Below are 13,947 nucleotides of genomic sequence, written 5' to 3' on the forward strand. Positions count from 1 at the left end.
CCCCCCCGTCCACTTCCGGTATCAAACCCTAGGTATCAGTATTAAAACGTAGGTTACAGCACATGGCTTCGGGCGACTTCCGAATTATCTACAGCACATTGCCATGAGCATGATGCGGGAAGAAAAATATCGTCTTATCAACGATCGTGAAACTGAAGGCGCTAGATCAGGTTGCGCAAAAGTGGGAACCGGTTTTGCGAAAAAAGACACGCGAAAGCATAAGATTAGAGTGGGTCGCGTGAATGCGAATAAACGCGACACGCTAAGCGCAGCCGCAGCCAGCCGCAACCTGACGGGCCATACCCCCTGAACCCGGCATGGCAGCGCTTATTTACGTTAACCTTTCACGCCGGACGAAATCATCACCGCTTCGGTCACGCGCCGCTGGAACACCAGATAGGCCAAAGCCACCGGCATCGCGGCCAACAGCGCAACCGACATCACGCGGGCATATTGCACGCCGAACGTATCTTGCACCTGGGTAATGCCCACGGGGATCGTCATCGTAGGTTCACTGGTTGCAACAAGGAACGGCCAGAAAAAAGCATTCCACGCGCCGATGAAGGTGATGATCGCCAAAGCCGCCGTAATGCCCCAGTTCAAAGGCAGATAGACCTTGAACAGCAGCGTATATTCGCCGCCACCGTCCAGCAGAACCGCTTCGCGCAATTCGCGCGGCACCGCGTCGAAGAATTGCTTGTAAACGATGATCACCACCGGCACGATCAATTGCGGCAGGATAATCCCGCCCCAAGTATTGATCAGCCCCATATCGTTCATCAGAATGAACTGCGACACAACCAGCGCCTGTGCCGGAATCATGAAACTGGCCAGCACAACCCAATATAGCAATTTCCGGCCCGGAAAACGCATCTGCGAAATCGCATAGGCGCACATCATGCTGGTGATGATGGTCGCAACCGTGATAATCACTGCCGTGCCGATCGAATTCCAGTACCAAGTCAGCAGACGCGTGTTGAAGATCGCATCGATATAGCTGTTGAAGTTGAATTCATCCGGCACCAGACCAGCACCCGAACTGACCACCCTTGATTCCGACCGCAGCGATGTGATGATCGCCCAGTAAAGCGGGAAGACCCAGATCGCCGCCGCCACAAGCGTGATGATAGACAGGATCGCATTTTCAACTCTGCGGGTGCTGATCATTTCCGACCTCCGATCCGGAGCAACTGGAATTGCAGCACAGAAACCACCATGATCATGACAAACAGCACCAGCGCCACCGCAGAGGCATAGCCGCCCTGATTAAGCTGGAATGCCTCACGATAGACCATAAGCAAAAGCACATAGGATTGGTTGAACGGCCCGCCCTGACTTAGCAGATAAACCTGATCAAAAAGCTTGAGCTGCAGGATCAGTTGCAGGGTTAGCACCAATGTCGTGACCGGCCAAAGCAAAGGCCATGTCACACGCATGAATTGCTGGCGCGGGGTGGCGCCATCAAGGGCGGCGGCCTCGTATAATTCCTTGGGGATGTTGCGCAGGCCGGCGATGAACAAAAGCACGTTGAAACCGTTGGTCCACCAGATCGTCACAACCGCAATGGTTGGCATGACCCAATGTGGATTGCGGAATACCGGCATGGGACGGCCGATAACCGCCTCGATCAGGGGTTGGACGATGCCGAATTGCACATCCATCATCCAAGCCCAGACTTCGGTTACAACCGAAACCGGCAGGATATAGGGCAGAAAGAACGTCGCCAGGACCAGCGCCTGAATCCGGCCCTTCAGCCTGTTGACCATCAAGGCGATGCCCAGCGCGATGGCCGTTGTCGGCACGACCGTCAGCGCGACAAAATAGATATTGTTGTAAAGCGATGTGTAAAACAGCCGGTCCGAAAAAAGGCGACGGAAATTGTCCAGTCCAACCCATTCGCCATCACCGATCAGCGGCGCATTGGTAAAGCTAAGCTGGATCACCTTGAACGTTGGGTAAAGGAACACCAGCAAAAAAATCGCCAGAAAAGGCGCAATCAAACTGAAGGCAATCAAGTTTTGCCTCAGACGTTTTTTTCCACGCATTGCCACGGCCGTTTTCCTTGTATTCGGGAAATCCCGCGCGGCAATTCTGCCGCACGGGAAAAGGCATATGGTCAGATCAGCGGATCAACCGCTGCAGTTCCATCTGCATCTGTGACACAGCGTCCTCGGGCGACAGGAAACCATGCATCGCAGGCCCAATCACATTGACAGCCGCATCATAGACCGGCGAGGCGACACCCGCGATTTCCGAACGCGGGTCGAAAAACGCCGTATCGGCCAGACTCGCATAGGTCGCATTCGGTTCCATCGCCTGATATTCATCGCTTTCCGCGACAGGGCGATAGGCCGGGATATGGCCTGCATCGGCCCATGCAATCGCATTGCGCTGCATCCAGCCAATCACCGTCATCACGGCTTCGCGGCGTTCAGGGTCCATCTGCTGATCGCTCTGAATCGGAATGGCAAAGGCGTGGCTGTCGGCCCATGTGGCCAATTGATCCATCATTTGCGGCACCTGCACGGCCCCCCAGTCAAAGCCCAGCGATCCGCCATTCGCCAGATCGTTCAGCGTCGGCACTTCCCACACACCGTTCAGATGAAATGCCGATTGACCGGATGTGAACAAAGCGACAGACGCAGGGTATTCCGCTTGTTCGGGCTGCCAACCCTGTTCGCCCCAATTTGCCATGACCTCGATCGCGCGCTGTGCCTTGGCGGCATTGTCGCCAGGCAGGACTTGACCATCAACGATAAGTTCACCGCCTTGCTGGCCAAACAATGTGTAGAACACACGCCAGATCCCGCCCGGTCCGCCAGTCTGGTAAGAAATCGGCGCGCGAGAGCCTTGTTCGATCGTATAGGCCACAGCGCGTTCGAAATCCTCAAGGCTGTTGATGCCAGTCAGGATGCCGTTGTCATCCAGAAAATCACTGCCTTCGAGAAAGTTTTTATTGTAGTAAAGTACGATGGAATGGATATCGAAGGGCACTGCATAAAGCGTCCCATCGGCGTCAGAGGCAGCATCGACCGCCGCGTCAAAGAAATCACCAATGTCCAGACCTGCGGCTTCCAGATCGGCATCGGTGATTTCGGTCAGCACGCCTTCTTGCAAGGCCAGTGGCAGGCGCGACAGGTGATAGGTCATGATGTCAGGCCCCTGCCCGACAGCAGCAGATGTCCGCACGCGGGTATAGAACGGCACCCCCCATTCCGATGTCGTGGGCGAGATATTGATGTCGGGGTGTTCGGCATTGAACTGGTCGATCATGGCCCGCATCCGGACACCGTCGCCACCCCCCAAGAAATCCCACCATGTGATTTCAGTCTGCGCACTTGCCGGCAAAGCCGCCAGCGACACCGCAGAAGCTGCCAAGATTGAAACCAATCTGTTCATGTCGTCCTCCCGTTAAATTCTGATAGGTCCGCCAGCGGCGCCGCCGCAGGCAGACAGGTTCAGCGCAGGCGTCGTCCGTCGGGATCGAACACCATTATATCCGCGGGATTGGCTGTCAGGTGGATGACCCGCCCTTCCAGCATTTCGCGGATGCCGCGACGTTCCACGACCAACGGGCGACCGCCGGCCAGCCGTGTATGCAAATAAGATACGCCCCCCAGTTCCTCGGACATCTCGACTGTGGCAGACAGGCCGGTTTCAGCCGGGTTAAGGCATTCGGGCCGGATGCCAATCATCACAGGCGTTCCGTCCGCCAGGCCCGGACCCGTCGTTTTTGCCCCCAGCGTGACATTTTCTTGCCCGTCAGGTCGCACTATCAGGCGGCCTTCGGCCTGCCCGACCACCTTGGCGGGGATGAAGTTCATCGCAGGCGACCCAATGAAACCCGCCACAAACTGGTTGTCGGGATCATCATACAGATGCAAAGGTGCGCCCGCCTGCTGCACATAGCCTGATTTCAGAACAAATATCTTGTCAGCCAGCGTCATCGCCTCGACCTGATCATGGGTGACATAAATCATGGTCGCGCCGATTTCACGGTGCAGGCGGGCAAGTTCCAGCCGCATTTGAACGCGCAATTCGGCATCAAGGTTCGACAGGGGTTCATCGAACAAAAACACCTTGGGTTCGCGCACGATGGCCCGCCCGATTGCAACCCGCTGGCGTTGCCCACCGGAGAGTTGCGACGGCTTTTTGTCCAGTTGGTCCCCCATTTTCAGGATTTCTGCGGCGGCATGGACCTTTTCCTTGATCACTGCCCCCTTGGCGCGCGCCAAGCGCAGACTGAAGGCCATGTTTTCAAACACGCTCAGATGCGGGTAAAGCGCATAGTTCTGGAACACCATTGCAACCCCACGATGCGCGGGTTCTTCATGGGTAACGTCGCGGCCCTCAATCTCAATCTTGCCGCCGGTGGTTTCCTCCAGCCCTGCAATCATCCGCAGCAAGGTTGATTTGCCACAGCCCGATGGGCCGACAAAGACCGAAAAGGCCCCCTTCGGCACGTCGATGGACACGTCATGGATGACCTTGACGGCACCAAAGGCCTTTTCAACATTATGCAATCTGACGCCGGTCATATGTTTCCCCCCTTCAGGACACATCAAGCCGGACAAGGTGATAGGACAAAGGCGCGATCTTGCCCCTCAGCGCCCCGTCCTCGACCCCCAGCCCGCTGCCTTTGTGCGGCGATACGGCATCTGGCCGGTCCGGTCCGTTGACCGCGCGCAGATCATGGCCCTCCATCACGCGGTGGTCGATCAGCCGCGCCCCGCCAAATCCGCTCAGCGCCATGTCCAGATCGGCAGTCTCGGTCAAATGGCGGTTCAGAATGAACAGGCTGACCGTCCCCGCCGCGCGGTCATGGGTCGCGGCGATGTCCATGTAGGATACGTCATCGGCCACGCTGCAATCATAGGTTGGACCATCGACCGCAACGCGCAGCGCCTCGCCACGACCATAAAGCGAGGCGAACTGATAAGGGTAATAAATCGTCTGCCGCCACGCTGGCCCACCCTTTTCAGCGCGGATCGGCGCGATTACGTTGACCAACTGCGCAATACAGGCGATTTTCACCCGATCCGAACGGCGGATGAATTCATTGATCAGCCCGGCAACGAACAGCGCATCCTCGAAATTGTAATCTTCTTCCAGCAGGGCCGGTGCCTCTGGCCAATCCCAGTTCTGGACATTTGTCATGTCCTGTTCGCGGATGTGATACCAGACGTTCCATTCATCAAAGCAAATAAACACATCATTCTTGGCGCGCTTCTTGGCCTTGACATAGTCGATGACCCCGCCGATGGCCTGAATATAGCGGCCGGTTTCCTCGATCTTGCCAAAGTAATTCAGCGTGTCGTGGCTGGAATTGCCGAAATACTTATGCAGTGAAATGTAATCGACGTTTTCATAGCATTCTTCCAGCACCTGCCGTTCCCATTCGGGATAGGTCGGCATCTGGTCGTTGGAACTGCCACAGACGATAGTTTCCAGCGTCTTGTCGAACCCTTTGACCGCTTTGGCTGCGTTATTGGCAAGACGGCCATATTCGATGGCCGGTTTCTGCCCGGTTTGCCAAGGGCCGTCCATCTCATTGCCCAAGCACCACATCTTCACGTTGTAAGGGTCTTCTACACCGTGGCTACGGCGCAGGTCGGACCATGTTGTGCCGCTGGGATGGTTGACATATTCCACGAATTCGCGGGCTTCCTGCAAACCGCGTGTCCCCAGATTGATCGCCAGCATCATGTCGATCCCGGCCTTTTCAGCCCAGATGGCGAATTCGTTGATGCCGACCTGATTGGTTTCTTTCGACCGCCACGCAAGATCAAGCCGGACAGGGCGGTCGTCCTTCGGGCCAATCCCGTCCTGCCAGTCATAGGCAGAGACGAAGTTGCCACCCGGATAGCGGATCGCGGGAATTTTCAGGTCCTTGACCATTTCCAGCACGTCACGCCGGAAACCGTGTTCATCGGCTGTGCTGTGCCCGGGTTCGTAAATACCGGAATAAATCGCGCGGCCCATATGTTCGATGAACGCCGAATAAAGCCGCGGGTCGATGCTGCCGATCCGGAAATCACGATGAAGATTGGCACGGATTTTCATGTCCTTGATGTCCTTTTGAAAGTAAAATTCATGACCGGCGCCTTTCGTCTTGCCTGTTTCATCGGATCGCCACGTCAAAGCGCATTGATCTGCACCGGCACATCGGGCCTGCGCGCCGCCTGATGCAGCGGATTGCTTAGCGGCAGGCCAAAGCCGGACAGGGTCAGGGTGGTCATGTCCCCGATAGTGGCGCTGGACGTGATGCCCCCGCCCAGCGCGATGACCAGAATGTGCAATTGTCCGGGCTGGCACAGGCTGCCCGACGCAAAGTGATCACGCTCCAGACGTGTGATCACAGCTTTCAAACCGTCCTGACCTGTCGAAACAGATATATCGGTGATCGCATCTGCATCTGTGACAAGCCGCAAGCTGCCACGGATCCTCTCTGGCAGCGTGGCCAGCACCAATTCGGGGCCAAGCCCAAGGGGCCGCAATCCGCCTTGGGCCATTGACGCATAGCTTTGCGTGGTCAGGATCCGATCGGAAAAATCATTCGCCATGGCACAACCGATCCGGAACGGCGTTCCGCTGTCACTGACAATATAGACCACCGCAACCGACGGCCCTGTGCCGCGATCAAGCGTGCGATCATTCACCAGCAGGGCCATTCCGGGCGCGCCAATCGCACGGCCATCGCCCTTATAGGTCCAGGCCGTGGCGACGGCACTGGCAGTTTCCACGAAGCCCGCATCGTTCAGGATGGCGCCGGACAAAAACATCTGTGTCGGATCAGGATGATGGATCGGGGCCAACACCCGCCCCTGGGCCAGCGCGCCCTCGACATCCACTGCACCACCAAGCCCCAACTTAGCGATACGCTGTTTCAGGGTGATACTACGGTTCGCGCAATCACGGGCAAGGTCATAGGTGCTGGCACAATCGCAGATGACAAAAGCCTCTGTTCCTTCGCGGGCGACAACGTGAAGCATTCCATCCTCGGCGCGGATCTGGGACAGGAGCATCTCAGCCCCTCGGACAGGCGGAAACGGTCATGAGCAGCATGAAATCCGGCATAGACACCCCTCCCCCTGTGTCGCGCCGGGCGCTTTGCCGTGGCAGGCGCCCTATCTTGCCGGTAGTTAACACCGCCGGCTGGTCCCTTTTGGTAGGAACCAAGGGCTATTCAGGTCAAATAATGATTTCAGGAATGTTTATACCTCAAATGGTATATCAGAACTCTGCCGCGCCGACCTTCTGCGCGTTAAGATGTTTCAGCAACATTTGGTGGATGGCAGCACTGGCCGCAGGCAATTCATAGCCGCGCAGGGTAACCAGCCCGTAGGGAACAACCGCCATTTTATGGTCCACCCCCAGCGTTTCGATCTGTCCCGACAAACCATCGGGGCCAGCGTAAAAATCCGCCACCGCCCGCGATACAGGCGCAATTGCGTTGGTGCGGGTCACAATGGCCAGCATCATCATCAGCGAATTGGTATTCACCACGCGGTTTGGCGGGCGGTAATCATGTTCCAGCAAATACCGATCCACAGTGTAGCGCTGCAATCCCCCAGGCGGCTGCATCACCCAATCATACTCAAGACAATCCTGCAGGCTGGCATTCGAACGCCCCACCAAAGGGTGCCCCTTGCGCACAATCAGGCTGACTGGTTCATCCCCGATCAAATGCATCTTCACAGCGCTTCCATCCAGCCCGGGCAACACACGCCCAAGGTAAAAATCAAGGCTGCCCCCAAGCAAACGCTCGGCCAGTTTGTCGCTGGTATCGACATCGATCATGATGTCGTGGTCAGGATAAAGGATGCGCGCCTCGCGGATCACCGGCAGGACAAGTTCAATCGCGGGGCCCGTAACAGCGCCGATATTCACCGATCCGCGCTGGCCACTGCCGATTTCTGCAATATCGCGTCCGGCATCATCCAGCGTGCGCAGCATCCAGCGGGCACGCTCGCCCAGTAATGTCCCGACCGCATTCATCGTCACACCACGCGGGTGCCGCTGATAAAGCTTCATGCCAATGATCCGCTCGATCTCGGCCAACAAGCGCGATGCAGCGGGCTGGCTGATGGCAATTTGCGCCGCAGCGGCGCTGATCTGCCCGGTATCGTCCAGCGCCGCCAACAGACGCAGATGCGTCAGCTTCAACCCCTGCCGGATCAAGATATCCTTCTTGGTGCCCTCAAGTTCCATCAACCGCCGCCCCCTGATTTAGTTATATATCGTAAAAGATATATCACCCCACGAGCAACTGATTTGACCGGAATGCCAACCACGCCCTACTGAGTGAAGGTAAGGTGGATCACACTCTTTCGGGATAACAGATATGGTATTTCCCCCCGCACCATGACCCCGCAAATTGCGCGCGCAAGAACAGAGGCCCTCGACCTTTACATCAACTGTGCTTACATTTTTATCGGATCGGTGAAACCATGCCGTCGGCTGCAACCTTCGGCAAAGCAATTGGAAAGAGACAACATTGACCAACCCTAAAGCAGTTCTGATCGACCGCCATCCCGGCCGTTCTACCCAAACCATCGGCCTTGCCCTGGAGATCGGCACCGATCCGGCCCTTATCCACGAGCCTTCGGTGGGCGTGGTCGGCACCAAAGGCGATAGCCAATGCTATCTGGGCGTTGCCGCCAAGGTAGAAGCCATCCATCAGGCTCTGAAATCCCGCATCGGGACCGGGTCCGGTCAGTTGAGGTTTCGGCTGGTTCAGCCGGAATTCACAATCGCAACCTCGGACGGCATGCGCAACGGCACGCCAGAAATGCGTTACTCCCTGATCGGGCGCGAGGTGACGCAAGATGCCTTGTGCGAACATTTCAGCGCAACCGGCCTCGCGGGTGCCATTGCCGTGGTCGCCTGTGACAAACCGCCCGTCGGCACACTTGCGGCCATGCTGGAGCACAACCTGCCGTCCATCATCATGTCAGATGGTCCAATCCGCCCCGGAACCGACCCAAAAACCGGCGAAAAGCTGGATATCGTCAGTGCCTTTCAGGTGGCAGGCCACCCTGACCCGGAATATCGCCACCACATCGCCTGCCATGCCTGCCCCGGCTTTGGCAGCTGCGGCGGCATGTTCACATACAATACCATGCAAACCTTTATCGGCGTGCTGGGCATGCAGCCCTTGCATATGGTGGCCCCCCCGTCGGACGATCCACGCCGACTGACTGAGTTTCCCGATGAACTGGTCACGCTTCTGGCACAGATGATCGAGAACGATCTCAAACCCCGCGACATCGTCGGGCGCGATTCCCTGCGCAACGCGACGATTGTAGCAATGGCTATCGGCGGGTCGACCAACGCGCTTTTGCACGCCCCCGAGATCGCGCGCGCTGCTGGTTTCGCCGATTTCTGGAAGGACATTATCACCCCCGAAGAGTTCAACCACCTTTCGCAACATGTTGTCCCGGTTCTGACCAATGCACGCCCCTATGGCAAATATTCCATGGTTGATATCGACCAGGTGGGCGGCGTGCAGATTATCGTGCGCGAGTTGCTGGAAGCGGGCCTGTTGAACGGCGATGTGCTGACTTGCACTGGCGAGACATTGGCCGAACAGGTCGCCCGCCTTGGCGCCAAGCGCGCTGATGGAGAGGTTATCTATCCTGTTGAGGCCCCCTACAAGCCAACAGGCGGTCTGCGCATGCTGGGCGGCAACCTTTCGCCCGAGTTTTCGGCCATTCTGAAGCTCGCTGGTGTTGAAGCTGGGCTGGAAAACAATCTGTTCCAAGGCAAGGCGCGCGTTTTCGACGGCCAGCAGGCCCTTCTGGATATGTTGGACCAGACGCCCGAAGCGTTCGAAGATAACGATATGATCATCGTGCGATATGAAGGGCCAAGCGGCGCACCCGGCATGCCGGAAATGCTTGACCCGACTGCGCGGATCACCACGCTATGCCGCGAACGCGGGATCGTCATTGCCCTGATGACAGATGCGCGCTTTTCCGGCGGCTCGATCGGTCTTGTCATTGGCCATGTGGGGCCAGAAGCGGCACTTGGCGGGCCGATTGCGCTGGTTGAAAATGGCGACGAAATCCTTGTTGATCTCAACACCAACGAAATCAATTGCACCCCGCTGAATGACCCGGCCATCCTGCATGCCCGCAAGGCCGCTTGGGACAAGCTGGTCGCAAGCAATGGCGGCTTCCACCCAAGCTTGCCCGCCGCTGATACGCGTCTGCTGCAACGCGCGCGACACATGGCAGTCCCTGCCATCAAAGGTGCGGGGTTGCACCCCAACCGCACTGTATGGGTGCGCAACCCCCGTGAAGCCACACCCTCCGGCTTCACCCCGCATAACAAATTTCGGTCCTAAACACACAAGGCGCTTTGAAGCGGCTCACCGCAGACCCGTCAATTGACCAATAACTCTGGGCACGGTTCCTGAACGCAATCAAGACCACAATTTTGGTGCTTCAGGAAGCTGCCCAGGGGGATGGCCGCTGTCCATTCCATCTTCGATCTGTCCGGCGACACTGTGGGACACAGCCAGTCATCGGTTCATTGCCCGGCTCAAGATGATGACGGGTAGTATTCCAACCAACACAATCAGCAATGCAGAAGTTGACGCTTCTTCAAGGCGCCCATCCTGCGCAAGGCGAAACGTGCGGATGGCAAGCGTATCGAAGTTGAACGGCCGCAATATGATCGTTGCCGGAAGCTCTTTCATGATGTCTGCAAAGACAAAAATTGCAGCTGCCAAAACGCCCCGTCGCAACAGTGGGACATGAACCCGCATCAGAACACCTGATGGGGATTCCCCAAGGTTACGGGCCGCATCATCCATGCTGTAGGGGATACGCTGGAATGCAGTGTCGACCGTTTTCAGCGCCACGGCAAGATAACGCACCACATACGCGAACATCAGCGCGACAATGGTTCCGCTAAGCAGCAAGCCTGTCGAGACGCCAAAATTTCCGCGCATGAAACTATCGACCGCATTATCGAAATAGCCCAGTGGAACCAGGACCCCTACGGCAATTACGGCCCCCGGCATCGCATATCCCATTGACGCCGCCTGCATTGCCCCGCTGATAGCCATGCCACCCTGCTGGCGGCGCGCATAACTCAGGAAAATTGCAAGACAGATCAGGATTGCCGCAGCGCCCCCTGCCAACGTGATGCTGTTGCGAATGAAGGCGAAGAAACGCGGTCCCCAGAAAGGATCGCCCGCAATGATCGACAGACGCAACAATTCACCCGCGGGCAGCAAGAACCCCAGCAGGACCGGCACAGTGCAGATCACGGCGGCCATTGTGGCCTGTCCACCGCCAAGCTGCATCCGTTTCAGCGACCGCGAACGTCCGCCGCGGTTGGTATCAAACCGTCTGCCCCCCCTAATCACGCGCTCGATGAAAAAGGCAGTTGCAACAAAGCAAACCAGCAAGGCGGCAAGTTGTGACGCCGCGACAGGCGCACCACGTCCGAACCATGTCCTGAAAATGCCCGTGGTCATGGTCTGGACCCCGAGATGCACCATTGCCCCGTATTCAGCAAGCGTTTCCATCGCCACAAAGGCTGCACCTGCCGCAATCGCAGGCCAGGCCATAGGCAGCGCCACCCGACGAAAGACCGAGGCGCGGCTGTGCCCCAGCGCGCGGGCGGAGTCCATCATGTCTTGTGACTGGCTTAGAAAAGCCGCGCGTGACAGCAAATAGACATATGGATAGAGCACCAGTGCCATCAGGAAGACCGCCCCAGGCAGCGAAGCCATCTGCGGGAACCAGTAATCGCTCCGATCCCACCCAAAGAACCCGCGCAACCATGTCTGGACAGGCCCCCAATAACTTAGCCGATCAAAATAAACATAAGCGATCACATAGGCTGGCATCGCCATGGGCAGCATAAGCGCCCATTCAAAGACGCGCCGGCCAGGGAAATCATATGCCGCCACCAGCCAACCGGTGGTCACCCCGATAATCGTCGCCAAAGTGAGGACACCACCAACCATGATAAGGGAATTCTGAACGTAAAGTGGCAATACCGTATCTGCGAGTTGCGCCCAGACCCCGCCTGATGACACGAAAACGCGGCTTAGCACCGTCACGACAGGAAGCAAAATGATGGCGATGATCAACACCGCGACTGCCGTCCAAGGTGAGAGTCGCCAGCGCGGCAGGCCCGACAGACGATGTTTCAGATCTATGGTTGACATCATGACCGGCCTTCAAAGCTGAATTCTTTTTTCACTACGCAATGTTGAGTATTATTGTCAACCATTGAGAAATAGGCTACTTCACCAGCGTGGCAGGTATTTCTCTGCCTGAATGGCCAACCCAGTGGGCGTGCTGCGCCCCAGGCAGGCATGGATCAATCAAAGGAGTTTCTCCATGTTTCGAATCGCAGCCGTTTCGACCCTCGCGCTCTGTGTTGCCGTTCCGGCATTCGCTGATGAGGTCAACCTCTACTCTTCGCGCCACTACGACACCGACTACGCCATTTTCGACGCCTTCACCGAAGCGACGGGAATCACCGTCAACCTGATCGAAGCCTCAGGCGATGAGCTTATGGCGCGTATCGACTCCGAAGGTGTTAACAGCCCCGCAGACTTGTTCTGGACAGTGGATGCTGGCCGCCTGCATACCGCAGTGGAGCGTGGCATGTTCCAGCCCATACAAAGTGATGTGCTGGACGCTGCCATCCCGGCAGACCTGCGCCATCCTGACGGACTGTTTTATGCTGTCACGACCCGTGCACGCGTTATTTACTACAATGTTGAAAACGGGCGCCCCGAGAACGTAAACACTTATGAAGATCTGGGGAACCCGGATCTGGGCCTTAGCGTTTGCATACGGACATCTTCAAACATTTATAACCTGTCACAAATGGCTGAAATGATTGAAATTCACGGCGAAGATGGCGCTGCAGAATGGGCCGAAGGCTTGCTTGGCAACCTGGCACGCCAACCACAAGGGGGCGATACTGACCAAATTCGCGGTGTTGCCGCAGGCGAATGCGATCTGGCCGTCGCCAACAGCTATTACTGGGGTCGTCTGCAAGCCTCTCAGAACCCGGCCGACCGTGACGCCGCAGCGCGCGTGCTGCCAATCTTCCCGAACCAGGATGATCGAGGGACGCATGTAAACGTTTCAGGCCTCGGCGTTCTGGCGAATGCGCCGAACCCGGAAAACGCTGTTGCTTTCCTCGAGTTTCTGGCATCGCCGACAGTGCAATCCATCCTTGCTGACCAGAACAATGAGTGGCCTGCGGTCGAAGGTGTGACAATCACAGGCCCAATGCGCGACTGGGCTGATTTCAAGCGCAGCAATACCAACGTTGCAGTATATGGAACCAATCAGGCTGCTGCTATCAGCGTGTGGGATCGCGTCGGCTTCCCCTGATGATGGCACTCACGTTGCAGTAGTCAAAGGCCAGTGCACCCGCGCTGGCCTTTGCTTGTTTGATCGACCTGCGCAGGCTCCTCCAGTCGACGGGCTGTTGATTGTCACTGAGACCTGACCCGGCATTGTCACCGAGAACTGACCCACCCGGTTATTATGTTCTGCGTGTCATGTTGGGGTCAATGCTGGTGTTTCCTTCCGTTTCTTTTTTGCCGTTTCGGAGCTGGCCTTGAAGCGGTAGCTGTCGTTTCCGGTCTCCAGGAACGAGCCATTGTGCGCCATTGATGGAGTGGATGGCTCCCGCTTCCGGCATCGCAATGTGCCATATTGGGTGCTGTGAGCATCGCCAATAAAGGGAGCCATCCATGGACAAGGTTACCACGCTCGGGATCGATCTGGCGAAATCTATGTTTCAGTTACACGGCGTTGATGCGCAAGGCTGCACTGTCTTGCGCCGTCAGTTACGGCGTAGCCAGATGCTGGAATTCTTCCAACGCTTGCCGCCCTGCCTGATCGGCATCGAAGCTTGCGGCAGCGCGCATTACTGGGCGCGCGAGCTGACTAAGTTTGGCCA

General features: G+C 57.1%; 10 protein-coding genes and 2 pseudogenes. 3 read left to right on the plus strand and 9 right to left on the minus strand.

Annotation, left to right across the window (positions count from 1 at the left end):
- Positions 1 to 336 precede the first annotated feature (336 nt).
- The 7 genes from ACTZWY_RS18665 to ACTZWY_RS18695 form a co-directional block, all read right to left on the minus strand.
- Positions 337 to 1,167: a carbohydrate ABC transporter permease gene (locus ACTZWY_RS18665; RefSeq protein ID WP_444792220.1), complete on the minus strand. Its 831-nt coding sequence runs from the start codon at positions 1,165 to 1,167 to the stop codon at positions 337 to 339.
- Entirely contained in the window at positions 1,164 to 2,015 is an 852-nt protein-coding gene (locus tag ACTZWY_RS18670; RefSeq protein ID WP_444792221.1) for a carbohydrate ABC transporter permease, read from the minus strand. The genes ACTZWY_RS18665 and ACTZWY_RS18670 overlap by 4 nt, the downstream gene beginning before the upstream one ends.
- 106 nt (positions 2,016 to 2,121) lie before the next feature.
- Positions 2,122 to 3,399, minus strand: coding sequence for an extracellular solute-binding protein (locus tag ACTZWY_RS18675; RefSeq protein WP_444792222.1), 1,278 nt, complete (start codon positions 3,397 to 3,399; stop codon positions 2,122 to 2,124).
- Positions 3,400 to 3,458: 59 nt separating this feature from the next.
- Positions 3,459 to 4,538, minus strand: coding sequence for an ABC transporter ATP-binding protein (locus ACTZWY_RS18680; RefSeq protein WP_444792223.1), 1,080 nt, complete (start codon positions 4,536 to 4,538; stop codon positions 3,459 to 3,461).
- A gap of 13 nt (positions 4,539 to 4,551) precedes the next feature.
- Positions 4,552 to 6,063 carry an arabinosylfuranosidase ArfA gene (gene arfA / locus ACTZWY_RS18685; RefSeq protein WP_444792224.1) on the minus strand — a complete coding sequence of 504 codons (1,512 nt, stop codon included), beginning with the start codon at positions 6,061 to 6,063 and terminating at the stop codon, positions 4,552 to 4,554.
- Between the two features lie 74 nt (positions 6,064 to 6,137).
- Positions 6,138 to 7,025, minus strand: a complete 888-nt coding sequence (locus tag ACTZWY_RS18690; protein ID WP_444792225.1) for a hypothetical protein — start codon at positions 7,023 to 7,025, stop codon at positions 6,138 to 6,140.
- Between the two features lie 208 nt (positions 7,026 to 7,233).
- Positions 7,234 to 8,211 carry a LysR substrate-binding domain-containing protein gene (locus tag ACTZWY_RS18695; protein WP_444792226.1) on the minus strand — a complete coding sequence of 326 codons (978 nt, stop codon included), beginning with the start codon at positions 8,209 to 8,211 and terminating at the stop codon, positions 7,234 to 7,236.
- 286 nt (positions 8,212 to 8,497) lie between these two features.
- Between ACTZWY_RS18695 and ACTZWY_RS18700 the strand changes: the two genes are divergently transcribed.
- A complete protein-coding gene (locus ACTZWY_RS18700) occupies positions 8,498 to 10,348 on the plus strand; it encodes a dihydroxy-acid dehydratase domain-containing protein (protein WP_444792227.1) in 1,851 nt (616 codons plus the stop codon).
- A gap of 177 nt (positions 10,349 to 10,525) precedes the next feature.
- On the opposite strand, the gene ACTZWY_RS18705 is transcribed toward ACTZWY_RS18700, so the two are convergent.
- Complete coding sequence (locus ACTZWY_RS18705) at positions 10,526 to 12,190, minus strand: ABC transporter permease (protein ID WP_444792228.1); 1,665 nt, start codon at positions 12,188 to 12,190, stop codon at positions 10,526 to 10,528.
- Positions 12,191 to 12,362: 172 nt separating this feature from the next.
- Here ACTZWY_RS18705 and ACTZWY_RS18710 point away from each other — a divergent pair, with 172 nt between their 5' ends.
- Positions 12,363 to 13,373, plus strand: coding sequence for an extracellular solute-binding protein (locus ACTZWY_RS18710; protein ID WP_444792229.1), 1,011 nt, complete (start codon positions 12,363 to 12,365; stop codon positions 13,371 to 13,373).
- Positions 13,374 to 13,541: 168 nt separating this feature from the next.
- On the opposite strand, the pseudogene ACTZWY_RS18715 reads toward ACTZWY_RS18710, so the two are convergent.
- Positions 13,542 to 13,640, minus strand: a pseudogene (locus tag ACTZWY_RS18715) (ATP-binding protein); the annotation flags it as partial.
- A 98-nt stretch (positions 13,641 to 13,738) separates the two neighbouring features.
- Between ACTZWY_RS18715 and ACTZWY_RS18720 the strand changes: the two are divergent.
- Positions 13,739 to 13,947: pseudogene (locus tag ACTZWY_RS18720) on the plus strand (IS110 family transposase); the annotation flags it as partial.

Origin of the sequence: Roseinatronobacter sp. NSM (assembly GCF_052379845.1) — a bacterium.
GTDB lineage: Bacteria > Pseudomonadota > Alphaproteobacteria > Rhodobacterales > Rhodobacteraceae > Roseinatronobacter.